At 41.9% G+C, this 24,204-nt stretch carries 20 protein-coding genes; 12 read left to right on the forward strand and 8 right to left on the reverse strand.

Features of this window, described 5'->3' with window-relative positions; genetic code table 11:
• Positions 1–61 precede the first annotated feature (61 nt).
• The 4 genes from EHR06_RS00805 to EHR06_RS00820 form a co-directional block, all read right to left on the reverse strand.
• The gene (locus EHR06_RS00805; RefSeq protein WP_135755278.1) at positions 62–3,349 is read right to left on the reverse strand and encodes an efflux RND transporter permease subunit; all 3,288 of its coding nucleotides are present in this window, start codon (positions 3,347–3,349) and stop codon (positions 62–64) included.
• Positions 3,350–3,475: 126 nt separating this feature from the next.
• Positions 3,476–4,204, reverse strand: coding sequence for a class I SAM-dependent methyltransferase (locus tag EHR06_RS00810; RefSeq protein ID WP_135755279.1), 729 nt, complete (start codon positions 4,202–4,204; stop codon positions 3,476–3,478).
• On the reverse strand, positions 4,204–5,508 hold the full coding sequence (locus EHR06_RS00815) for an adenylate/guanylate cyclase domain-containing protein (protein ID WP_135755280.1): 1,305 nt from the start codon (positions 5,506–5,508) through the stop codon (positions 4,204–4,206). The genes EHR06_RS00810 and EHR06_RS00815 overlap by 1 nt, the downstream gene beginning before the upstream one ends.
• Positions 5,509–5,523: 15 nt before the next feature.
• Complete coding sequence (locus tag EHR06_RS00820) at positions 5,524–6,936, reverse strand: MptA/MptB family glycosyltransferase (protein ID WP_135755304.1); 1,413 nt, start codon at positions 6,934–6,936, stop codon at positions 5,524–5,526.
• 80 nt (positions 6,937–7,016) lie between these two features.
• On the opposite strand from EHR06_RS00820, the gene EHR06_RS00825 reads away from it, so the two are divergent.
• The 4 genes from EHR06_RS00825 (at position 7,017) to EHR06_RS00840 (ending at position 9,617) form a co-directional block, all read left to right on the forward strand.
• Positions 7,017–7,502, forward strand: a complete 486-nt coding sequence (locus EHR06_RS00825; RefSeq protein WP_135755281.1) for a DUF4395 domain-containing protein — start codon at positions 7,017–7,019, stop codon at positions 7,500–7,502.
• Between the two features lie 22 nt (positions 7,503–7,524).
• Positions 7,525–7,866: an arsenosugar biosynthesis-associated peroxidase-like protein gene (locus tag EHR06_RS00830; RefSeq protein WP_135755282.1), complete on the forward strand. Its 342-nt coding sequence runs from the start codon at positions 7,525–7,527 to the stop codon at positions 7,864–7,866.
• Positions 7,867–7,880: 14 nt separating this feature from the next.
• Positions 7,881–8,924, forward strand: a complete 1,044-nt coding sequence (arsS, locus tag EHR06_RS00835) for an arsenosugar biosynthesis radical SAM (seleno)protein ArsS (RefSeq protein WP_135755283.1) — start codon at positions 7,881–7,883, stop codon at positions 8,922–8,924.
• Positions 8,925–9,083: 159 nt separating this feature from the next.
• Positions 9,084–9,617, forward strand: a complete 534-nt coding sequence (locus tag EHR06_RS00840; protein WP_135755284.1) for an LIC20153 family lipoprotein — start codon at positions 9,084–9,086, stop codon at positions 9,615–9,617.
• Positions 9,618–9,656: 39 nt separating this feature from the next.
• Here EHR06_RS00840 and EHR06_RS00845 read toward each other — a convergent pair whose 3' ends face one another.
• Positions 9,657–10,250 (reverse strand): TetR/AcrR family transcriptional regulator, encoded by a 594-nt coding sequence (locus EHR06_RS00845; RefSeq protein WP_135755285.1) that lies wholly within the window; start codon positions 10,248–10,250, stop codon positions 9,657–9,659.
• 106 nt (positions 10,251–10,356) lie between these two features.
• Here EHR06_RS00845 and EHR06_RS00850 point away from each other — a divergent pair, with 106 nt between their 5' ends.
• The 7 genes from EHR06_RS00850 (at position 10,357) to EHR06_RS00880 (ending at position 19,067) form a co-directional block, all read left to right on the forward strand.
• Positions 10,357–11,070, forward strand: a complete 714-nt coding sequence (locus EHR06_RS00850; protein WP_135755286.1) for a nitroreductase — start codon at positions 10,357–10,359, stop codon at positions 11,068–11,070.
• 186 nt (positions 11,071–11,256) lie between these two features.
• Positions 11,257–11,340 (forward strand): K(+)-transporting ATPase subunit F, encoded by an 84-nt coding sequence (gene kdpF, locus EHR06_RS00855; protein ID WP_008590037.1) that lies wholly within the window; start codon positions 11,257–11,259, stop codon positions 11,338–11,340.
• 9 nt (positions 11,341–11,349) lie between these two features.
• On the forward strand, positions 11,350–13,029 hold the full coding sequence (kdpA, locus tag EHR06_RS00860; protein WP_135755287.1) for a potassium-transporting ATPase subunit KdpA: 1,680 nt from the start codon (positions 11,350–11,352) through the stop codon (positions 13,027–13,029).
• An 11-nt stretch (positions 13,030–13,040) separates the two neighbouring features.
• Entirely contained in the window at positions 13,041–15,131 is a 2,091-nt protein-coding gene (gene kdpB / locus EHR06_RS00865; protein ID WP_135755288.1) for a potassium-transporting ATPase subunit KdpB, read from the forward strand.
• Positions 15,128–15,697, forward strand: coding sequence for a potassium-transporting ATPase subunit KdpC (gene kdpC / locus EHR06_RS00870; protein ID WP_135755289.1), 570 nt, complete (start codon positions 15,128–15,130; stop codon positions 15,695–15,697). Before kdpB ends, kdpC begins: the two co-directional genes overlap by 4 nt.
• A 12-nt stretch (positions 15,698–15,709) precedes the next feature.
• A complete protein-coding gene (locus tag EHR06_RS00875; RefSeq protein WP_135755290.1) occupies positions 15,710–18,385 on the forward strand; it encodes a sensor histidine kinase in 2,676 nt (891 codons plus the stop codon).
• Positions 18,378–19,067: a response regulator gene (locus tag EHR06_RS00880; protein WP_208757721.1), complete on the forward strand. Its 690-nt coding sequence runs from the start codon at positions 18,378–18,380 to the stop codon at positions 19,065–19,067. The genes EHR06_RS00875 and EHR06_RS00880 overlap by 8 nt, the downstream gene beginning before the upstream one ends.
• 7 nt (positions 19,068–19,074) lie before the next feature.
• On the opposite strand, the gene EHR06_RS00885 is transcribed toward EHR06_RS00880, so the two are convergent.
• The 3 genes from EHR06_RS00885 to EHR06_RS00895 form a co-directional block, all read right to left on the reverse strand.
• Positions 19,075–21,234, reverse strand: a complete 2,160-nt coding sequence (locus tag EHR06_RS00885) for a cation:proton antiporter domain-containing protein (RefSeq protein ID WP_135755291.1) — start codon at positions 21,232–21,234, stop codon at positions 19,075–19,077.
• Between the two features lie 77 nt (positions 21,235–21,311).
• Complete coding sequence (locus EHR06_RS00890; RefSeq protein ID WP_135755292.1) at positions 21,312–22,172, reverse strand: penicillin-binding transpeptidase domain-containing protein; 861 nt, start codon at positions 22,170–22,172, stop codon at positions 21,312–21,314.
• Positions 22,169–22,675, reverse strand: a complete 507-nt coding sequence (locus tag EHR06_RS00895; RefSeq protein ID WP_135755293.1) for a hypothetical protein — start codon at positions 22,673–22,675, stop codon at positions 22,169–22,171. The genes EHR06_RS00890 and EHR06_RS00895 overlap by 4 nt, the downstream gene beginning before the upstream one ends.
• A gap of 194 nt (positions 22,676–22,869) precedes the next feature.
• Here EHR06_RS00895 and EHR06_RS00900 point away from each other — a divergent pair, with 194 nt between their 5' ends.
• Positions 22,870–24,021 (forward strand): DNA methyltransferase, encoded by a 1,152-nt coding sequence (locus tag EHR06_RS00900; protein WP_208757722.1) that lies wholly within the window; start codon positions 22,870–22,872, stop codon positions 24,019–24,021.
• The last annotated feature ends 183 nt before the right edge of the window (positions 24,022–24,204 follow it).

Raw genomic sequence — 24,204 nt, forward strand, 5'->3', positions numbered from 1 at the left:
GGACCGGAGCGATAGCGCAGCCCGTAGTAGCCCGGTCCGAACGAAGTGAGGAGCCGCCCCCTTACTTTTTCTTCTTCAATCCGTTTTTGGAACGTTTTGATTTGGAACTTATCACTTCTTCCGGCTCTTCTTGGGTCTCTTCTGTTTCCCAGGAAACTTCTTCTAAAGTCTGAGGAATTCTTTCTTGGGCCCTGGAAGCTTGGAACTCGGACTCTAATTTTCTTTTACGAGCTTCTTTTCTTCTTTCCTGGTCTTGGTAAATATTCAGCAGGAATTCCATCACGATAGGAAGAAGTACTCTAGACAGAACAGTCGCAACGATTACTCCGAAGATCACCACAGTTGCCAAAGGTCTTTGGACTTCCGCTCCCGCCATTGTGGAAATCGCCATCGGAATAAATCCGACTGCGGCGATGATCTCGGTTGTCATTACTGGTCTAAGAGAATGAAGTCCAGCGGACAATACCGCTTTGGAGACGGTAATCCCTTTTTCCAATTCTTCTTTGAGAGTGGAGGCGTATACGACCCCGTTCAATACTGCAATACCACTTACCGCGATAAATCCGACACCTGCAGGAATACTAAAAGGAAGGCCTCTAAGAACAAGGCCAATGATCCCTCCGGCAACTGCAAGAGGTACTACTATAAATACTCCGGCTGCATAATAAATATTTCCGAATGCGGCGATTAACATCACGAATATGATCCCGAGTGCGATAGGTACAACGAGTAATAATCTGTTCTTTGCTCTTTGGAAGTTCTCGAACTGGCCGCCCCAATCCGTTCTATAACCTTCCGGTAGATTTTTTTCTATGTCTGCCGTTACTTTTTGTGCTTCGTTTACGAAACCTACTAAGTCTCTTCCTCTCACGTTAGTCTCAACCATGATCCTGCGTTTTAAGGATTCTCTGTAAATTGCCGCGGGGCCTTCCACGAATTCGATGGTCGCTACTTGTCCCAAAGGAACCGTGACGCCTGTAGAAGTCATAACCGGAATATTTTCCAGTTTATCCAGATCAGAAACATCCAATTGGAGACGAACAACTAAGTCGAATCGTTTGAATCCTTCGAATACTTTTCCCGCCTTTCTTCCGATTCGTAATGATTCAACAGTGGTTAAAATTTCTTCTGCGGCAACTCCGTAGCGTGCCATCTTTTGTCTGTCCGCTTTGATCTGGATTAAAGGAAGTCCGAGTACTCTTTGTACTCTTAAGTCAGCTGCACCAGGGACTTTTTTGATCTTATCCGCGAATTTTGTTGCAGTCTCCTTTAATGTTTGTAGATCATCCCCGTAAATTTTGATCACAACGTCCGCTTTGGATCCGGAAAGAAGTGCGTTTACCCTGTTCTCGATCGGTTGTGAAAGTGAGATCGTGCTGGAAGGAACGGATTTTAAGATCGCGTCCTTCATTTTATCCATGAGCTCGTCACGAGAAGAAGCAGATGTCCATTCTTTAGGAGGAATAAGTTTTACAGTGGATTCACCTTCTTCCGTTCCAATCGGTTCGGCCGCCGATTCACCTCTACCCATCTTACTCACTACGCTTGTCACTTCCGGGAAATGGGCGATCACCTTTTCTATTTCAGTATTGGTATCTCTGGAATAATTGATGGAAGTAGAAGGAAGTCTTTTGATATCTATCGCAAATTCCCCCTCGTCTATACGTGGAAGGAATTCCGATCCTAAAGTAGATCCTAATATTATAGAAATTGCAAATACTCCTAAACCGGCTCTTAAAAATAACTTTTTATTCGCCATTCCGAAGTCGAGAAGCTGCATATAGATCTCTTCCGCTCTGTCCCAGAACTTGCTATGATGGAATACCGGAGTTTGGAATATGATGCTTGCCGCTGCAGGGAAGGTGGTAAGAGAAAATAAAAGCGCCATACCCAGGGAGATTGCAACAGTCATCGCCATAGGTTTGAACATTCTGCCTTCTACACCTTCTAATGTCATGAGAGGTAGGTATACCAACAAGATGATCCCTACGGAAAATGCTGCGGCTCTTGCCACTCTAACACATGAGTCCGTGATGATCTGTTCTGCCGCGAGTTTTCTATCCTCTTGTGAATTCTGTTGTTCGTAGAATGCTTGTTTTAAGATAAAACCATGAAGAACCGATTCCAACATCACAATGGTTCCGTCCACCAAGAGTCCGAAGTCCAATGCCCCTAGAGACATCAAGTTACCGACGATACCGAACATTCTCATGAATATTGTAGCGGCAAGCATCGGGATCGGAATGGATAAGCTGACAAGTAATGCACCTTTTACGGTTCCGAGTGCAAAGATCAAAACGATGATCACAAGCACCGCGGCTTCCGCTAGGTTTGTGAAGATGGTACCTAATGTTCTTCCGATAAATTCGGAACGATCATAGAAGGTTACGATCTTCATTCCTTCCGGAAGTCTTGCTCTTAATACTTCTATCTTTTCTTTGACTTTTTTTACCACTTCCAAGGAGTTTTGGCCCATGAGCATCATTGCAGTGGCGCCTACAACTTCTCCTTTTGCATCTTTGGTCATAAGTCCGAAACGAAGTGCCGGGCCGGTTTCCACCGTCGCGATCTGTCCTAAAAGAAGCGGGACCCCGTCTCTTTCCGTCTGGACGGCAACGTTACGGATCTCATCCACAGTTTTGAATTGGCTTTCTCCTCGGATCACGATTTGTTCAGGACCTTTGGAAATATAACCTCCTCCCGTGTTCTGGTTGGCTGTCTCTAATTTATCGCAAAGCTGGGATAATGTAATATTATGAACTGCTAATCTTTGGGGATCTATTTTGATTTGGTATTGTCTAGCTTCCCCTCCTACGATATTTACGTCGATAATCCCTTCGGTGGATTTGATCTCTCTTGCAAGTTCCCATTCCATATAGGTCCTGAGTTCTTCCGGATTATGACGATCGCTTGTTAGAACGAATTCATAAATGTCCCCAAGACCTGTCGCAATCGGAGAAAGTTCAGGGCTGCCATAACCTTTAGGGATCACTGCCTCTGCAGCTCTCAATCTTTCGTTGATAAGCTGTCTTGCAAAATAAATATCCGTTCCGTCTTTGAAGATAACCGTAACACTACTCACTCCGGTTCTGGAAATAGAACGGATCTCAGTTACGTTAGGAATTCCGGTGAGTTCCATCTCTATCGGATAAGTGATGAACTGTTCTACCTCTACGGGAGAAAGACCGGGAGACTGAGTGACTACGGAAACCTGAACGTTTGTAATGTCCGGGATCGCGTCGATAGAAAGTTGATACGCATTATACAAACCTATTATGGTGATTCCTGCAGTGAGTATCAGTACAAAAATCCTGTTCTTAATGGAGAGACGTATCAGTTTATCTATCATGGAAGGGTCCTGGGCAAGGATACGTACAAATTCCCAATAACTCCCGACTTGTCGAACGGTTTTTGGGAAAATGGGTCTCTTAAAAGGTACTATAGAAGGGAACTGATCGGAATATAAAGGGTCTAATCAAAACTTTTCAAAAAGTAAAAACTTCATCCCGTTTTTCTCATCCTTTCTTTTCAGTTCGAAATTTTTCCGAGTCAGGGTCCTGATCAGATCATCGAAAGGAAGTATCAGTTTGTTATACGAACTGGAAGAAACGGTCCAACCTTTATCCGACTTCTCATGAAATATATCCGTAATATCTACTCTATTTTGAGCGAATTGTAATTGGCAGGTGAAAATTCTGGATTCTTCTGAACGAACCACAAAAATATTCTTATCTCCCGGCTTTCCGTAACTCAGATCTCTATAACCTAAAATTAATTTACTTCCCGGAGAAAGAAAACTAGACCAAAGACTTACGGTGACTTCCCAATCTTTTTCAGACTCCAAATGAGTGATCGTATCTCCCATACACAAAAGGATTTCGGGAGAAACTCCTTGGTATAGATCCCTGGATCGGATATCTGCAATCTTGGTCCTGATCTTTGTATCCGGTTTTCTGGCCTTGATCTCGGATAATAATTTTTCGCTGAAGTCTATTGCTAAAACTTGAAATCCTAATTCTTCCAATGGAATGGATTGTATCCCGCTTCCTGCTCCTAGATCCCAGGCGACTCCGTTCCCTTGGGGAGAAATTTCAAAAGATCTGAATAACTCTAGTTGATCCTTTTCCTGGATGGAAAGATCTCCGAGCATCCAGGAATATTTTTCGGCTAAAAAGTTCTCATAATGTGATTCTGGAGTTTGCATTAGGTTAGTTTATAGATTAGAACTTCTTTCTCTCTTCCTTTTACTTTTACAGGGGGAAGGGATTCAGCTTCTAAGAAATGTTTTACATGTTCGTAAACAGTATCCGTTGCCAAAATTTCACTTCCGAAATCCTTATTCAATTGTTCCACTCTGGAAGCAAGATTGACCGTGTCTCCGATGATTGTGTATTCTTTTCTTTGAGAAGAACCTACACTTCCTGTCATCGCCTCACCGAAATGTAGACCGATACCGATTTTGGTTTCGGGGATCCTGCCGGAGATATTCATCTCCATTACTTTTTTCTGGATTTCTAACGAGGCGGAAACTGCATTCTTCGCGTCTTTTCCGTTGTCTGAAAGAGGAGCACCGAATACTGCCATAAATCCGTCTCCCAGAAACTTGTTAATGATCCCGTTATGTTTATTTACGATCTCTATCATGTCCTCGAATAGAGTGTTCAAATAAGAGATCACTTCGGACGGACTTTTATCTTCCGAAAATTTTGTGAAGTTCCGGATATCCAAAAACATCACACATACATCTTTGTTTTCGGAAGCAGTGTCCGCTTTTTGGCTCATCAATTTATCCACTACGGATGGAGAAACATATTGGCCGAACATTCCTAAAATTTCGTTTCTTTCTTCCAGTCGTTCTACCGAGTTTTTTAGGATCTTTTTGAGTCTTAAACCGACGAGTCCTGCTACGATCCCGGAAGCTAAAAACAATCCGGAACGCATATACGTAGGTATTTTAGAATAGAAAAAACTATACGCGGATTCTCCGCTCAAAGGAGAGTCAGGAACAAAAAATAAACCTGTGACTAAATATTGGACCGCCGCAATAGCTCCCGTAAAAAAGGAAAGTCCGAACTCCATCCTCAGAACGGAAAGTATTATAAAAATGAAATATAAATTCGAGATGGGAGAATTGGAAGGGACGACCGGATGAGAATGTTTTTGGATCAAAATGAATAATATGATCCCCGGAAGGGAAGTTTCTATCAATGCGTTCCCGAATCTGGGTAGAAGTGGAAGTTTGAATCCTCTCTTTTTTAGATAATTCAGTAATTTTAAAAAACCGAATTCATACACCGTTCCGAATGCAAGTGTGCCTATCAGTACTTCGAAGGGGAATTCTATCCCTGTACTTTGATTAAACTCCTTTTCTAAAAATAAGAATAGAAGTCCCCAGGAAATTCCCGCAAATGCGAAAGCTGCCAGAAGGATTTTACTTCGGATCTGCTCGCTGGCTAAGATCTCTTTTTCTAAGGTATTCGCAAGGGTTTCGAAATGTTTGGATAGCATAAATAATTCCTAAGATTAGGCGCGAATTTTCGAAGTATATTTGTCCTCTTTCGAGTTTAAGCAAGAGAAATTTTTCAGGTAAAAAGTTTCCCAGAAGAATGTACAGATCACGATAGAATGTTCCAAGACCAGTACCCAATCCATATCATAATAGGGAAGAGAGGAATAAGTGGAATAAGATAAGATCCAAATGGAAGAAGCGGCCAAAGGCCAGATCGTTTTCGTAAATACGGAAGCTCCCAAGATAGGAAGAAAATACCAAGGATGTATAGTGCTGGAGAATAAATAATAGATCCCGCATATATGGATCCAGACTGTAAGAAGAAAAATCGTTTTGTTTTCCGGGTCCTTTTTAGAAACTTTAAAAGAATAATAACTGATCGCAAAAATACTTAAGATCCCGAGTACGATCCCCGTAGAATAAGGATACCAAGTATGTTTGATCAAGTTTTTCAGAAGATAATAAATCCCTCCATGAAATTCGAATAATGTAAAATAGACCCCGATCCCTTTTCTCCAATGTTCTTCTAAAATTTTTTCTCCCGTTCCGGAGAATAAAAACCAAACGAGTATGGACCCGAATATTAGAATATTGGCACCGAAGAATAGGGAAACTTTGCGAACAGTGGACCTTCTACACCAATAAAAAAACAAAAAGGGAAGGGCGAGCAATGGGAGTATTTTGGTTAGTATAGAAGCCAGATAAAATGTAAATCCTTCCAGAACTTTTCCTTTCTCCCAAGAGAGTATTCCTAATAGCAGAAAGAAAAATAAGATAGGCTCCGGATGACCGTTCCCGATCCCTTCCCAGAGTACGAGAGGATGGAGCCAGTATTTCAGAAAATTCCCGGATACTTCTTCTTTTTTTATTTTGTAAAATATATAAAGAATTCCTAATTCAAATAAAATTAAAATAGATTTCCAGATAGAGACCGCCCACACAACGGAAAGTCCTTTTTTTAAGAAGAATACTGGGACTAAAAATAAAAACTGCAATATAGGAGGATATACCGAGTAATAATTGGGAGAATTCATCTTGGAGAGTAGTTCCTTCTCCAGACCTTGGTTTACTCCCAAATTTATATGGATGGGAAGTTCCGAATAAGGAGATAAACCTTCCGAGACCAAAATCCCATCCCATAAAAAACGATATATATCTTCCGACAAAAATACCGGAGTGAATAAGAACCAGATCCTAAGTAAGATCCCGGCCCAGATCCCGAACTTCTCTCTTCCTTTTGAAAAGAATTTTAGAAATATAAAGTAAAGACTGAGGCTGAAGAAGAATGCTCCGCATAGTAACCAAGTATCACTTCTCCCGAAGAATACCGGAAAGAGCGCGAGTGGAAGCGCCCAGAGGAGTAAAATTGTCGAAGCGCCTACATTTCCCCGGCAATTACTTGCATACTGTACAATTATATTAACCATTTTGTTCAATATAGCGAAAATATTCTTGAGTTTCTAGGTGTATTCGTCTAACTAGGCGAAAGGGCATTGGGTAAGAAAGAATGATTCGAATCGGTAATTTTCCGGACACTGTCAATGAATATGCGGCAAGGACCGTTGCGGGTCTGGTTGTCATCTTAAGTTTGGCCGCGATAATAACGCAATCGCTTTGGTTGGTAGGAGCACTTTTCTACGGATTTTCGGCCAGAGTATTGTATGGACCTAAGTTTTCTCCATTTGCAAAACTCGCCATCCATGGGATCGTACCGTTACTCGGTCTTGGATCCAAAATTGTAGCGGGACCTCCTAAAAGATTCGCACAATTCGTAGGGGTCATCTTCAGCGGAACTGCATTCGTGTTATTATTTTTCGGACAGGTATTCGCCTTCCAATCCGTTTTAGGGGTCTTAGTACTTTTTGCAAGTTTAGAATCCATTTTGGGCTTCTGTGCAGGTTGTTTTGTTTTCGGATTTCTGATAAAATGGGGATGGATCCCGGAAGAAGTCTGCGAGAAGTGCAACAATATCCAATTCGCAATTAAAGATTAAATTAAAACGATGGAGGCCTTTCGTGGCACAGGAAACAACTTATTACAAACCGGAAGATCTGAAAAAATTCGGTAATATCGGAGAATTCGAACCTGATTTGGCGAAGAAGTTTTTCGACTATTACGGAGCGGTTTTTGCGGACGGGGCATTAAGTGCTAAGGAAAAATCATTGATCGCTCTTGCAGTTGCGCATGTAGTACAATGCCCATATTGTATTGACGCTTATACTACCGACAGTGTAGAAAAAGGTGTAACCGAAGAACAGATCTGGGAAGCGATCCACGTAGGTGCGGCTATCCGCGGTGGAGCGAGCCTAGTTCATAGTGTCCAGGCATTAAATAAAGTAAAAGAACTCGGTATATAAGGAGTTTCTAAAGTATGAGATCCCTATTAGCAAGAGGGAGCGAGCTCGCTTCTTCCAAAGAACAATTGAAAATTCTTACGGAAGTTTCCGGAAAACTGGATCTGCCTAGTTTCTCGGACAAATTAAAAGAAGCGGCACTCTATCCTTTGCGCCCTACGGGGGTGGACATACTACAAGTGAACGTGGGGAAACTCTGCAATCAGACCTGTAAACATTGTCATGTGGATGCCGGTCCGGATCGCAGAGAGATCATGAACAGGGAAACCATGGAGGAATGTTTGGTGGCCTTGGCGACTCCTGGTGTGAACACCTTGGACATCACGGGAGGAGCTCCCGAGATGAATCCTAATTTTAGATGGTTCGTAGAAGAAGCTTCCAAATTAGGGAAGAAGATCATGATCCGCTGTAATCTTACCATACTTCTCGCCGGAGAAAAATACAGGGACCTTCCTGAATTTTTTGCGGAACATAAGGTAGAAGTCGTTTCCAGTCTTCCATATTTCCAAAAGAGAAGGACCGATGCCCAAAGGGGAGAAGGTGTATTCGATCGTTCTATAGAAGCATTAAGAAAATTGAATTCTCTCGGATACGGTATCCCCGATTCCGATCTAGTATTAAATTTAGTTTATAATCCTGTGGGTTCTTTCCTCGCGGGAGGGCAATCCACATTAGAGAACGATTTTAAGAAGGAATTAAAACAAGTCTACGACGTTCAGTTCAATTCTTTATTCGCTCTTTCTAATATGCCTATCAGCCGTTTTTTGGAATCATTATTAGAAAGCGGTAATTTGGAGGCGTATCTGGAAAAATTGGTAACCGCTTTTAATCCTGTGGCCGCTGCAGGAGTTATGTGCCGCAACACGTTAAGTGTAGGTTGGGACGGAAGTTTGTACGATTGCGATTTTAACCAAATGTTGGATATGAAGATAGAGGGGAAGATCTCTAAAATTTCGGAATTCAACAAATCCGTATTGGATTCCAGAGAGATCTTATTGCACCAACATTGTTATGGATGTACTGCTGGAGCAGGTTCTTCCTGTGGCGGTTCCATCGCCTAAGAAAAAAGTGCAGGAAACCTGACTTTTTTTCTAAATATCAAGTCAGATTGACAGAAATTAATATCAATTTTCATTTTTTCTTAAATATTGAGATTGAAACTCAGACCCGTTCTTGGGAAACGAGTATAAGGAACGACTGTTCTGTGGAGACAAACTCAAATGAAACAAAAAGCTATATGGTTATTATTGGTGCTTTTACTCTCGGCTTCTTTCGTTGATTGTAAGAAGGACGAAGGTGAAGACCTGACAAACTTGGCACTTTTAAACACACTTAGCGGCGGGGGAGACTGCTTGGTTGATTTCCCTGGTAAAGCAGCGGTAGGTGTGAATCGTACTCGTGTAACAAAAGGTGCTACCGGAGTAAATGTTGTCTGGGGTAGAATTCCATTTGTAAATCACCCGATTGCAATTGTAGAAATCTTAGGTATTCAAACTAATGATTCCGTAGTATTTCATGGCGTAGATGTAATCGAGAATCCGAATGTTTCCGGTCAACCTACGATTTACGCATCTACGGATTGCCCGCTGGCTGAATCTGATATCATCACAGATGGTACTACTAAATTTAATATCTCCGGATCGGATCCTTATACATATACGAGCAATGGTACTAGCGGATCTTTCTACTTTTTACTTTATATCGTAGGCTCAGGTACTCCTCCGGCAGCTACTGTAGACTATAACGATAACTAATAAACTCTTTCGGGACCTGGTGGAATTTACCAGGTCCATTCACTTCTTCCCCGAACTTTTAATAATCGCATCCACCATTTCAGGTAAATCGTCTAACGCGGAAATTTTCCCTGTTAGTTTCCAGATCTGTAATACACCTTCGTAACTAGCGAAAATTTTTCGAGCCAAGGATTGGGTATCCGCGTTTTTGGGGATTTGCCCCTTCTTCTGCCTTTCTTTTAAATAGATAGAGAGAAATTCCACGGTCCTCAGGGCCAATTTTTTGACTTCTTCCGAGATAGAAGGAGAGGTGGATGCGATTTGTGCCGCGGTATTTGCCATTGGGCAGCCTGCAAATTCACTATTTCTGGTCTGTCTTCTCAGGATATGTGTCCAAGCTTGTATAAAGTCTCTGGCATTCTCCGATCTGGATTGCAGCTTTTCTAATAAGACTAGTTGTTCTTTCCCATAAAATTCTATATATGCCTTTCCTAATAGGTCCTTGGAAGGGTAATAATCGTAAAAGCTTGCCTTTGCCGTCTGGGATTCTTGGATGATCTGGTTGATCCCTGTATTCGCATAACCTTGGGTCTGGAAAAGCCTGACTGCCGTTTCCAAAATCCTGTCTTTTACCCCTTTTTCTTTGGTTGACATTTTTCTCTTCCTGGGATCGAATAACAGACAGACTTGTCTGTTCGGTTCTTTCTTCTTCCAGAAAGAACGAAATTTGTTAAAATGCAAGTCTAAATCGGAGGTTCAAGTGTCTTCTTTATCCCCAGAAACCGAATCAATTGATATATCAGGGATCGCTTCCAGCGTAGAAGAAGCGGTCTTTACCCGTCACAGTATCAGGGACTATCTTTCTAAACCTGTGGAAGATTCCGTATTAAAGGAATTATTTTCCAAATCTCTTCGGGCCCCCAGTTGGAAAAACAGCCAACCTTGGAAGGTCCATGTGGTGAGCGGCGCTAAGAGGGATAGAATGGCGGAACTATTACAAGAAAGGGCAAAACAATCCGAAACTCCCGCGCCGGATACGATTTGGCCTACTGGTTTTCCGGCGGATGCGAAGCGTAGAATGTTCGATCTTGGAATGAAAATTTACGGTGCTGCAGGGATCGAAAGAAAGGATAAGGAAGCCAGAGATAAGTTTATGCTCCGAAACTTCGAGTTTTTTGGAGCCCCTACTGCGGTGTTCATAACGACCGAATTCGAGCTGAACTTTTATATCGCATTGGACATAGGCTGTTTTTTGAATACAGTTATGCTTCTTGCCAGAAGTTACGGATTGGGGACCGTTCCCCAAGCGGCATTATCCGCATTTCCGGAAGTCGTCCGAAAAGAATTGGGTCTGGCAGGATCCGAAAAAATTGTATGCGGTTTAAGTTTGGGTTATCCTAAACCGGATTCAACATTAAATAAGTTTCATACTCCAAGGGAAGAAGTTTCCGATTTAGTGAAATTTTACGCATAAAAATATTCGGCACGGAACTCGCTGAGCTCGGAATTTTCAAAGTCCTAGCTCAGTGGTCTTCCACGATCTTAACGCAAAATTAACGCGTTTATAGCTTACTCTCACACAGGTTCGCATTGACGAATTCCAAAAAACAGGTTAGATTTTTGGAATAGACGGAAAAGACCGATCCGCCTGGGAGGAATCTTGTCTTATACATTTCTGATCGTTTTAGTTATCGCATTATGCGGTTATCTCTCCTTCTCCATTTTAAAACCGGAAAAATTTTAGGAGATTTAGATGAACGGAAACGACTCTATCTTCTTCTTTTTATATTTTGCAGTTCTATTTCTTTTTTCGCCCTTTTTAGGAATTTATATAGCGGATGTTCTCAAGGGAAAAATTTCCGAACGATTTACGATCCTTTCTAAATTCGAATCTTTCCTATATAAGATTTCTGGAATAAAAGAAGACCAAGGCTCCGATTGGAAAGTTTATCTGCTCGATATCGGGATTTTTACTCTTTTAAGTTTAGCCTTGGTCGTATTGGGCCTTCATTTTCAGGATCTTCTTCCCGGAAATCCGGAAGGTAAATCCGGAGTTTCCTGGGATCTGGCTTGGAATACTTCCGTGAGTTTTGTGACCAATACGAATTGGCAGGCTTACTCCGGCGAAGTTTCTCTTTCTTATTTAAGCCAGATGTTACTCCTAGGGGTGCAGAATTTTGTAAGCGCGGGAGTAGGGATGGCAGTATTTGCCGCTATGGCAAGAGGAATGATCTCTAAACCGGGAGAGTCATCCGGAATAGGGAACTTCTATATCGATCTAACCAGAAGTATATTATATATTCTTTTACCGATTTCGCTGCTCGTGGCATTCGTTTTAGTTTCTCAAGGAGTCGTAATGGATTTTTCCAAGTATGTGGATTCGATCGGGATCGAAGGTCATACGGTAAAAATTCCGCTCGGTCCTGCCGCTTCTCAAATAGCGATCAAACAATTGGGAACGAATGGAGGAGGATTTTTCGGAGTTAATTCCGCTCATCCTTTTGAGAACCCTACGGTCTTTTCCAATTGGGTACAATGTATTTTGATCCTGCTTCTCCCGGGAGCATTACCTTTTGCTTATGGAAGATGGGTCGGTTCCTGGAAGGCAGGACTTTCCGTCTTTTTCGGAATGACTCTTCTTTTTCTATTAAGTCTTTCCATATCCCTTTGGTCGGAAAGTAATTTTGCCGGCAATTGGGAAGGCAAGGAGACCAGATTCGGAATCGCCCAGAGTGTTCTATGGGGAATGGCGACTACTGCAGCATCTAACGGTTCAGTGAACTCAATGCACGATAGTTTTTCTCCTCTTGCGGGAGGATTAGCGGTTTGGAATATTCTTTTAGGTGAAGTTGTATTCGGCGGTGTAGGCGTTGGACTTATTGGAATGTTATTCTATGTAGTTCTTACCGTGTTTATCGCCGGACTTATGGTGGGTCGCACTCCAGAATATTTAGGAAAAAAAATTGAAGCAAAAGAAGTAAAACTTGCACTCCTAGGAGTTTTAGTCCCGGGACTTTGTATTCTTTTATTCACCGCATTTTCTCTTCTTCATGGATCCTCTCTTTCTTCTAGGACAAATATGGGGCCTCATGGTCTGACTGAAATTTTATACGCATTCGCATCAGCATCCGGGAATAACGGATCCGCATTCGCTGGTTTGAATGTGAATACTCCATTTTATAATATAACTCTTTCCTTTTGTATGCTTGTGGGGAGATTCGCGGTCATCATTCCTGCTTTGGGACTTGGAGGTGCTTTACTGGGCAAAAAGATCGCCCCAAAGGGAGAAGGTACTTTCTCCACGGAAAGTCCACTGTTTGTGTTACTTCTTCTTTCCGTGATCTTCTTGGTAGGAGCTCTGACATTTCTGCCCGTTTTGGTTTTGGGGCCCGGAAGTGAGCATATTATTTTGCATTCCGGCCCTAAGTTTTAAGGTTAAATATTATGAAAAATAAAAGCACTTCCTTTTTCCAAGATCCAAAATTTTTACTAAAAGCGATCTTGGATTCTTTTGTAAAATTAGATCCGAGGGTCCAGTGGAAAAACCCAGTGATGTTTATCGTGTATATTGGGGCAATATTAAGTTCTTATGATATCGTTTTTCATCCGGTAAATTTAAGTTTCGGCCTGCAAATTTCTATTTGGTTATGGGCCACGGTTCTATTCGCGAATTTTGCGGAAGCATTGGCGGAAGGCAGAGGAAAGGCAAAAGCGGAGTCCTTGAAAAAAACGAGAAAGGAATCCAAGGCAAACAAATTAAACGGAAGTTCCGTTATTATAGTTCCTTCTTCCGAGTTAAAAACCGGAGACAAAGTGGTTTGTCAGGCAGGAGATCAGATCCCGGGCGACGGCGAGGTGGTAGAAGGTATCGCTTCCGTAGATGAGTCGGCTATTACAGGAGAGTCTGCGCCGGTGATCCGAGAATCAGGAGGAGATAGATCTGCGGTCACCGGGGGCACAAAAGTCCTAAGTGATAAGATCGTAGTTCGGATCACGACGGATCCTGGAAAAACTTTCATAGATAAGATGATCTCTCTTGTGGAAGGTGCTTCCAGACAGAAGACTCCGAACGAGATTGCGCTCTCCATTCTTCTTTCCGCATTATCTTTAGTGTTTTTGGTAGCGATCACTTCACTTGTTCCTGTGGTATTCTATAGTCAAAAAGAAGGAGGAGGAAGTCTGGGACTTTCCGGATCTTTTCCTGCGTTAGTTGGTCTTTTGGTATGTTTGATCCCTACCACGATAGGAGGGCTTTTATCTGCGATTGGGATCAGCGGTATGGACAGATTAATGAGAAGGAACGTAATCGCTAAATCCGGAAGAGCAATCGAAGCAGCGGGAGATATAGACGTTCTACTTTTAGATAAGACCGGAACGATCACTTTGGGAAACAGGATGGCGACCAGATTTGTTCCAGCTCCAGGAATTTCCGAAAAAGATCTGGCAGACGCCGCACAACTTGCATCACTTTCCGATGAAACTCCTGAAGGAAGATCCATCGTAGTACTTGCAAAAGAAAAATTCGATCTAAGAGGAAGGAATTTATCAGAGTTAGGAGGCGGCTTTGTTCCATTCACCGCTAAAAGTAAAATGAGCGGTGTGGACTTTGATCCTGACTCCGAAGGAAAAATAAGACCTTCGATCCGAAAGGGAGCATCCGAATCCATCCGAAATCATATTACAGGTTTAGGCGGAGAATATCCAAAAGAAATTTCTGATATAGTCGATGAGATCGCAAGAGAAGGAGGAACTCCTCTAGTAGTTTCTCAAGGCAGAGATATTTTAGGAGTAATTCATCTAAAAGATATAGTGAAAGGCGGGATCAAAGAAAGATTCGCGAGACTCCGGCAAATGGGGATCAGAACGGTGATGATCACCGGAGACAATGCTCTGACTGCCGCAGCAATCGCTGCAGAAGCCGGGGTGGACGATTTTATCGCGGAAGCAACTCCTGAAACAAAACTAAAACGTATCCGTGAAGAACAGTCCGGCGGAAAGCTCGTGGCTATGATAGGTGATGGAACGAATGACGCTCCGGCTTTAGCACAAGCGGATGTAGGTGTTGCGATGAATACCGGCACCCAAACTGCGAGAGAAGCAGGGAATATGATAGATCTGGATAGTAATCCTACTAAGCTGATCGAGATCGTAGAGATCGGAAAACAACTTTTGATGACAAGGGGTTCTTTGACCACTTTTAGTATAGCGAACGATGTTTCTAAATATTTTGTGATCCTGCCCGCAATGTTTGCCGGATTGTATCCGATCGGAGGAGTAGGTGCTTTATCTATTTTGAATATTCTAGGTTTTGCAAGTCCTGAGTCCGCAGTTTTAAGTGCAGTGATCTTTAATGCGCTTATTCTTGTGTTTTTGGTCCCTCTTGCATTAAAAGGTGTGAGTTATAGACCTGCCGGTGCGGATTCGGTTCTGGCCCGGAATGTGTTTATATACGGATTTGGCGGACTTATACTTCCATTCTTCGGGATCAAAAGTATAGATCTGATCTTAGGTTTTACTAAAGGGATATTTTCATGATAAGAGCGGTTTTACAATTAGGGATCTGGACTCTTTTTTGCGGTATATTCTATCCTGCTATCGTATATGGATTTTCTAAATTAAGTTTTCCTAAGCAAAGTTCAGGCTCCTTGATCGAGGTGGATGGAAAGGTAATCGGTTCCGAGTTATTAGCTCAGCTTTTCGATTCACCTCAATATTTTCAATCTAGACCTTCCGCAATAGGATATGATCCATCGTCTTCCGGGGCTTCTAATCTTGGGCCTACGAGCTTAGATCTTTCTGAAAAGGTGGAGGAAAGAAGATCTTTCTGGGTTGCAAAAGGAGGATCCGAACCTGTACCCTTAGAACTTTTATATTCTTCCGGAAGCGGATTGGATCCGCATTTAAGTCCGGAAGCCGTAAAATATCAAATCCCGATTATTACAAAAACGAAATGGATTTCGAAAGAAAGGTTGGAGCGATTGGTGGAAGAGTCCGTAGAATCTACCGAATGGGGACTATTCGGTCCTGCTAAGATCAATATTCTAAAATTGAATCTAAAGTTGAGATCTATTTATTTAGATGAGAATATTCTGAAAAATTAAAGTATCTATAAAGTGAGACCTCCAGAAGAAAATAGGCCGGATCCGGACGAATTACTTTCCAGGATCGGGGCAGAAGGATCGAAAGTCAGGGGAAAGTTAAAAATTTTCTTCGGAATGGCCGCAGGTGTAGGTAAAACTTTTGAAATGCTTCGGGATGCTCAAAAAGCAAAATCGGAAGGGATCGATGTTTGGATCGGTTATTTAGAAACTCATAATAGAAAGGAAACGGAAGCTCAAGCCGAAGGTCTTTCTATCATTCCCAGAAAAAGATCCAAATATAAATCGGTGGATCTGGAGGAAATGGATCTGGATACAATTCTGGAAAAAAAACCGGACCTGGTCTTGATAGATGAGCTTGCTCATACAAATGTTCCCGGTTCCAGGCATCCTAAAAGATATCAGGATGTTTTGGAAATTTTGGACCAAGGAATAAATGTTTATTCTACTTTGAATGTGCAACATTTGGAAAGCAGGGCAAACATAGTGGAGGAAATTTCGGGAGCTCCTGTTTCCGAAAGGGTTCCTGATTCTATTTTAGAAATCGCTGATGAAGTGGAATTGATCGATCTTGTGCCGGACGATCTGATCAAACGTCTGAAAGAAGGAAAAGTTTATCCTTCCGATAAGGTTCCTCAGGCCTTACATTCTTTTTTTAAGGTCCCGAATCTGACCGCTCTCAGGGAACTTTCCTTAAATTTTACTTCTAAGCTGGTGGACCGGGAACTTTCTCGTTTGGAACCTACAAAGGATTCCAAACTTTCGGATAAAATTTTAGTAGCGGTATCTTCTTCTCCCCAAGCCGCTAATCTGATACGTTATGCAAAACGGATTGCGTTCGGATTAAAATGTACTTGGGTTGCGGTGCATGTGGACGATGGAAACGTATTAACCCGGGAAGAGAAGGATCTGCTAAGGGAAAACTTGGGTCTTGCAAGAGAGTTGGGTGCAGAGATCCTGAATTTTTCGGACAGAGATCCGGTTCTTGGAACAGTAAGAGCAATCAATCGGACTAAGGCAACTCATGTAGTCATAGGAAGAAGTAGTAAGTCCAAACTTTCTAGGATTTTAACGGGCGGTTCATTTGTAGATAAACTGAGCGAACAACCCGGAGATTTTCAGATACTTCTCGCTCCTACTGAAATTATTAAAGAAAGACCTAAGATCCGATTCGGATTTTTTACGAAAGGAACCAGATCCAAACCTATCCAATATTTTCTTTCCTTTCTGGCATTGCTTGGGATCACTTCCTTTAATCTTTTATTGAACATTTTCGCAGGTTATTGGTCTATCGGGCTCGTATATCTGTTTTTTATAATGTTTGTGGCTTTATTTGCTGGGCGGGGACCCGTTTTAGTCACCGCTTCTTTGAGCGCTGTTTTTTGGAATTTTCTGTTCATTCCTCCTAAGTTTACATTCTATATAGAAAAAGTAGAAGATTGGATGATGTTCGGAACTTATTTCGTATTAGCTTTAGTCTTAGGAGCTTTAACCACGAGATTAAGAGATAGAGAAGAGGCATTACAAACGGGAGAAGAGGCACTTTCGGGCCTATACAGACTTTCAGTTGCATTATCTAAAACTCATAGTTTGGATGAGATCGCATCCGTTGCGATAGAAACAATTGGGGACACATTCCGATGTTCCGTTTTGATCTTACTTGCAGATCAGGATTTGTATCTTTCTAATATTCCTCATCCTAAAAGCGGCTTTAAACCGGATATGAAAGAATCTGCTCTGGCTGCTTGGACCTTTCAGAATAGAAAACCATCCGGAAAGGATACGGATACCGTTCCGATGTCTAAAGGTTTATACCTTCCGTTACTCACTCCTGGCGGTTGTTTTGGAGTGATTGGATTAGATAGAGAACAGAAAGAAAGTTTAGGATTAGAAGAAGAGAGTCTTCTGTTTTCTATGTTAAACCAAATTGCTTTGGCATTAGAAAGGATACAACTACTTGGAATTCGTGCAAACGCTAAGCTGGTAGAAGAATCTGAAAAATTTTATTCCGCATTATTCAATTCGGTCAGCCATGATTTTAGGACTCCATTGACCGTAATCCGTGCTTCTTTGGATCTACTAGAAACGGTAGATAATAAAAACGAAAGGGAGAAGTCCGACTTATTTTCGGAGATCAGGATTGCTTATAAAAAATTGGACAGATTAGTAGGAGATCTACTGGATATGTCCAGGTTAGAATCCGGAAGATTGATGCTGGACCTCCAATGGGAAGATCCTGTGGACTTGGTGAATGAAACGATCAAGATCGCTGAGTATGAAAAGGGAGATCATATATTATCAGTCCAAACGGATGAAAGTATGCCTCTTGTCAGAATGGATAGAAGATTGATGATCCAAGTTTTGATCCATCTTTTGCAAAACGCTTTTTTACATACTGAAAAGAACAGCACGGTCGTGGTAAGAGCAAGTGTTCCTAAAGATCATCTGCTATTGACCGTAGAGGATAATGGATCCGGAATTCCTCCCGGACAGGAAGATAGAATTTTTGAGAAGTTCACCAAAGTTTCCGGATCCGCGCAAGGCACAGGATTAGGACTCTCTATCTGTAAGGGACTTGTGGAAGCACAAGGCGGAAAGATCTGGGCGGAGAATAGACAAGAAGGAGGGGCAAGATTTCTGATCCGGATCCCGGTGCTTACTTTTCCTCCTTTGGAGGATTCGATTGTCTAGTCCTATTATATTGCTCATAGACGATGAGATCCAGATCCGTCGATTACTCAGAGTCGCTCTTGAAAAAGAAGGATATAGGGTAGAAGAAGCAATCTCAGTGGACGATGCATTATCAAAAGTTTATATGCTTCGTCCTGATTCTATCATCTTAGATCTAGGTTTACCGGAAAAAGGCGGAGAAGAATTCCTAAAGAAGATCAGAGAGTCAGGTTCAAAAATACCGGTATTAGTTTTAAGCGTTAGAGATTCCGAAAAAGATAAGATCTTTTTGTTGGATAGCGGTGCGGATGATTATCTTACTAAACCTTTTGGGGTTGGAGAATTACTTGCTAGGATCAGAGTATTATTAAGACATTCTTCACCCGAAAAAACGGATGTTAAAGTAAGGATCGGACTTTTGGAATTGGATTTCGGGACTAGGAAAGTTTTGAAAGAAGGTAGGGAAGTGAGACTAACTCCTACAGAATATTCTTTTCTAAAATTGCTGGCGACTTATCCGGGAAAGATAGTGACCCAGACCCAGATCTTAAAAGAACTCTGGGGTCCGAATCAAACGGCAGAATCAGGATATTTGAGAGTTTATGTGAACCAGATCCGTAAAAAAATAGAAAAAGATCCGAGTAATCCTGAGATTTTGATCACAGAACCCGGGGTGGGATATTTTTTGAGATCAAACGAGTAAGTTTCTATTAGTCTTTATAACGGACCAAGAATAATCCTGAGCCGTCCGAAAGTTCCCAATTCCTGAATTCCGTTTCTTCTTCCCAGGTTTCTAGATCGCAGATCACAAGATCTGCTTCGGAAAGTACCTGAGGATTTTCTCCCTTTAGGATGGTGATCTTTTCTTTTTTGAGAAGATTTCTTTCTTTTTGAGAGAATTGAGGAACACGTCCCTTAGGATCCCAGATGGAAAGTTTGGCTCCTATGTTTTTGGCCATTGCCAAAGCGAATCCTAATAGTTTTACGTCCTTATCCGAGTAAACTGCTAAGATAAAACGATCTAGTTCCTTTAATTTTTCTGCGACGAGTATTCCTGCGTTTGTTTCCGATTCGGAGAGAAGTGTTCTGATCTTTCCTCCTAATACATCGTCGCTGAACAATGATTTGGCGCCGCCGGTCAGGAATATATTATAATTTCCTGATTGGATCGTTTTGAGTATGTCTCTTGTGACATTATCGGAAGGTTTATATAGAGTATTCAGCTTGATCCCGAGTTCTTTAGAAAGTTTGAATAGAGGTTCGAAACTTTTTTTCTCATATTTCTGAGCTGTTTTGCCTGAGATCCAAGAATCCGGAGTAAGGTGAAGTGCGGTCACTTCTTTGCTCTTATTTCCGTTTTGGAATAATCCGGAAGCAAGTCTTAATAGATCCACACCTCTGGAATGTAATGCAAACGCGAGTAATATACCTTCTTCTCTTTTAGCTTTGACAACCGAGAATATTCTCTCTATTAAATTCAAACTTGGACCAGTCATATAAGTTGTGACCAGGGCCATAAGTACCATCATGGAGAATATCTGAGAGGATAATACTCCGATATCGTAGCCGATATTGAGTACGATCAACTCCATGAGTCCTCTGGTGTTCATGAGTGCGCCCAAGGATAAGGAATCTTTCCAGTTGTTTCCGGACGCCCTCGCCGCGATAGCACTTCCTGCGAATTTACCGACAATCGCTACCGTAAGTACCATAGCGAAGTCCCACCATAGATTGCCTTGGTTCAATAGCCCGATCTGGGTCCTAATACCGGTTAACGCGAAGAATAATGGAAGAAAGATCGCAGTGCTTAGATCTTCCACCTTCTCGGCTAAAAGGGTGCGTAGTTTCGGTTTGTCGGGCATTACAACCCCTGCCAAAAACGCTCCGAATAACGCGTGTATTCCGATGGATTCCGTGATCCAAGCGGATGCGATCGGGAAAAGTAAGAATAGAGCCACCGCCATTTTGGTGAATGCTTCTCTGTTTGTGAAAATCCCTCCCGCTCTGTGCATTGCAGGCTGCACGATCTTCCACATTATAATAACATAAATGATCGCAAGGATTATGGTGAATAACGCCGCTAAAAGTCCTCCAGCTTGAACAAGAGCGATCACTACTGCGAGTAAACACCAAGCCGTCAAATCGTCGGAAGCCGCACAAGTGAGTGCTAGCCCGCCTAACCTTGTTTTGGTCATCCCCCTTTCTTGGACGATACGAGCGAGTACTGGAAATGCAGTGATACTCATTCCTATCCCCATGAATAAGGAGAAGGATAAGAATGTGACATTGGGAGGAGCCAATGTTTTGTAAATGGAAAGTGCTAAGATCGCTCCGAGTAAGAACGGTAGAAGAATGCTCGCATGAGAGATTAATATTGCAGAGTCCGCTTGGTTTCGGAGGATCTTTAGATCCAATTCCATTCCGACTACGAACATGAAAAATACTAAACCGATCTGGCTTAATAATTGTAAGGAACTTAAAGAAATTTTAGGAAATAAGAATTGATACTGTTCCGGGAATAATAGCCCGAACAAGGAAGGGCCTAATAATATACCTGCAAGTATCTCTCCCACTACGAATGGTTGTCTTACGATTACCGCAAGTTTACCCATCACTCTAGTGGCTGCAATTACGACTCCGATTTGTAATAATAGAAGTGGAAGAGGTTCATGAAAACCTTTCCAGAGTTTTGCTCCCGCTTTTTTCCAAATATCTAGCGGATCTTCAGTGGATTCGACCGAAGTAGAAGAACTTGCTTCAACGAGAACAACCTTACCAATTTCTAATGACTTACCTTGTTTCGTTATGAAAACAAAGGCCCCGAAAGAAAATACTAATAGAGTAATATAGAAGATCGCGTTTCGTTTCATCCTTAGAATCGAAAACCCTCTGAATGTTGGAGTTCCTCCATACTATAAAAATGGAAAGAATGGGAAAAGAATAATACTTAGTTGGATGAATAGAAATATTTTTCCCAAAACCCTTTATCTCTTAGATATTCCATGCCGAACTTTGCAGCCTCTAAGGGGGATAATGTTTCGGATTCACTCTCTATTCTGGATAAGAATAGATAAGATTTTTTCGGTCCCTTCCAAAAGAACCAATACCAAGAGACTGATCTTCCTTGGGCGTATCCCGTTGCTGAATCGGAATAAAAACCGGAGAAGTTCCCAAAGTTGCCGTCTAATCTATGTGTGCCTGTTGGGTTTTTGATCTCACCTGGATCCCTTTCCAGACCGCTTAAAATCGAGTTTAGGTTTTTCTTTCTGACCTCTAACTCTCCATTGAATAGTTTCCATAAGAAGATATAGAACTCTTCAGCAGTCCAAGAATATCCTCCGTCCATCCAAAATGATTTAGAAGGTTCGAAAGGAATTGATGCAGTGAGTCCAACAGAGGATAACCAGGTCCTAAGTTTAGCGGTTCCGGTATCCGTCCAGATCTTCTGGAAATACCAAACAGCGGAACTTTCTAAAGAAGACTTTAGATTCTGCTCCTTCTGCCATCTGATGTACGGGAATTTGGTTTTGTCCCAGGGAAAATATCCATGCGGATCTTTTAATGTTCCAAGTTCCAATGCCGCGAGAGCAAGCACCGGTTGGAATACATACATGGAAGGGGAGCTTTTTTTGCAGTTATCTTCACCCACTTTCAAGAGTGTACCTTCTTCCATTTCAGCCAGGAATAGGCAGACTTTTCTGTCGGAGAGATTTAGTTCTTCCTTTTGGACGGCCGGTGAGTCTGTTCCCGTTTTTACGGAACAGGAAAGAAGAAGTACCGCAAAAGAAAAACGGAATATTCGGTTCATTGGAACCAGGCGTAAATTGTAAGATAGCTGACGAATAGAGCTATAGGAATATAGAACATCAGGAAAATTTTTCCGATCTTTCTCCAATCGATTTTAGTCTTTTCGCGTACGAACTCGGTTAATTCTTCCTTGCTCATGGAATAAAGTTCGCTTGCGTCGTTCCATCCGTAAATGTTCCTGGCGAGTCTACCGATCATTTCGTCTTTATGGGCTTGGATGGTTTCCCAGGCTTCTTCCTTTTCGGAAACTTCGGAAGAGAGAAGGCCGAGGAAAATTTTGGGTATTAAGAACACTCTACCTATCATCAGGCTGGCAACTCTAGTAAATAGTCCTAAGAAGAACATCGCAGAGAAGAGTGGATTTTCTTTTTTGAACCCGAACACGATCCCTAAACTGATCACATAAGCCCCGTATCCTATGTATAAACCTGCGAGTTCGAATCTTCGATTCGTTTTTTTCTCTTTTAAAAATTCTACGTACGGTTGAGAGGATACTGTTTTCATTCTCTTGTTTATCCGAGCTTGGGCTTCCAAAAAATTCTGGATCTGAATGCAAAGATTTTTGGATTCGGCAGGGAGACAAGTATTTCTGATCTTACTTCCGTCATTCCTCTCTTATGTCTCAGGCAAGATCATAAAAAGCAAAACTGAAAATCGCGCCTTCTTCCGAAAATAAGAAAAAAGAAAAGGCGGAGCGGATGAACGGCGCAGTTCGTAAAAAAGAAAGAAAGATACTCACCGGGGAATTTTGGACCTCTAAACAAAGGCAGTCTCATCCAATCCATTATGTGGTAAGTTACAGAGCTTCGTTCAAGCCTGAATTGCCCGCCTTCTTTATTGGAAAATATTTGGAAAATCGAAAGGGGATCGTTTTCGATCCTTTCGGTGGCAGAGGGACCACTGCGGTCCAAGCAAATTTAGAAGGTTATGCCGCCATTCATAACGATATCAGTCCTATGTCCTTATTCCTCGCGAAATCCAGACAGACTGTACCTTCTATCGAAAGACTGGAAAGAGCGCTTGATTCTCTCAATCTGAATACAAAAATAAAAGAAGAAAAAGAAGACGAAGGTCTTTTACATTTTTATCATAAAGATACTTTAAAAGAGATCAAGAACCTAAAAAAGATCCTGGCTGATTCCGATTCCGCAGAGCTCCGATATTTGGGTTTGACTGCATTATCCAGGCTTCATGGCCATAGCAACGGATTCTTTTCCGTTTATAGTTTTCCTCAGATCTCCATTCCTCCTTTGGCTCAAAAAAGAAATAATGAGAAGAGGGGAGTTGTCCCTGATTATAGGGAGATCAAACCAAGGATCCTTCAAAAAATGAGAAGGGACCTGAAAGAATCTCTTACACCTTTTTATCATGAGTTTTCTTCCAGGAATAGATACACCAATCATTCTTCTTTGGATCTATTCGGTCTGGAGGAGAATTCCGTGGATCTGGTTGTGACCAGCCCTCCGTTTTTGGACAAGGTAAATTACGAAGAGGACAATTGGCTTAGATATTGGTTCTTAGATATTGAATTGGAGAAGGACCAGAAACCAAGTATATTCGCGACTCTTGCAGGTTGGTGTGAATTCATCCAAGGAACCTTAGCGGAACTTTCCAGAGTGGTAAAACCAGGTGGAACAGTGGTCATGGAAGTGGGAGAAGTCAGAAAAGGTAAAACTGTATTCAACTTGGACGAGTATGTGATCAAATGTGCGGAATCTACCGGCCTTGTCTGGGAAAATACCTATATTAACGACCAGAAATTCACGAAACTCGCCAATTGTTGGAATGTTTCGAATAACGAAAAGGGCACAAATTCAAATCGCTGTGTAGTTTTCCGTAATTTGAAGTAGTATTCTCACGCAGAGTCGCCGAGCCACAGAGGGTATTGTTGGAATTCCAACAAGTAGATTGCAAGGCTTATAAAGTAATGTAGGAACTCCTACATGACAGCTTTTTCTCTGCGTGAGAATGGCCCTCTGCTACCTCTGTGTCTCCAACTACCGAAAAACCGGTATTTTGTCTCAAAAATCCTG

The sequence above is a fragment of the Leptospira dzoumogneensis genome (genome assembly GCF_004770895.1).
In the GTDB taxonomy this organism is placed as follows: Bacteria; Spirochaetota; Leptospiria; order Leptospirales; family Leptospiraceae; genus Leptospira_B; species Leptospira_B dzoumogneensis.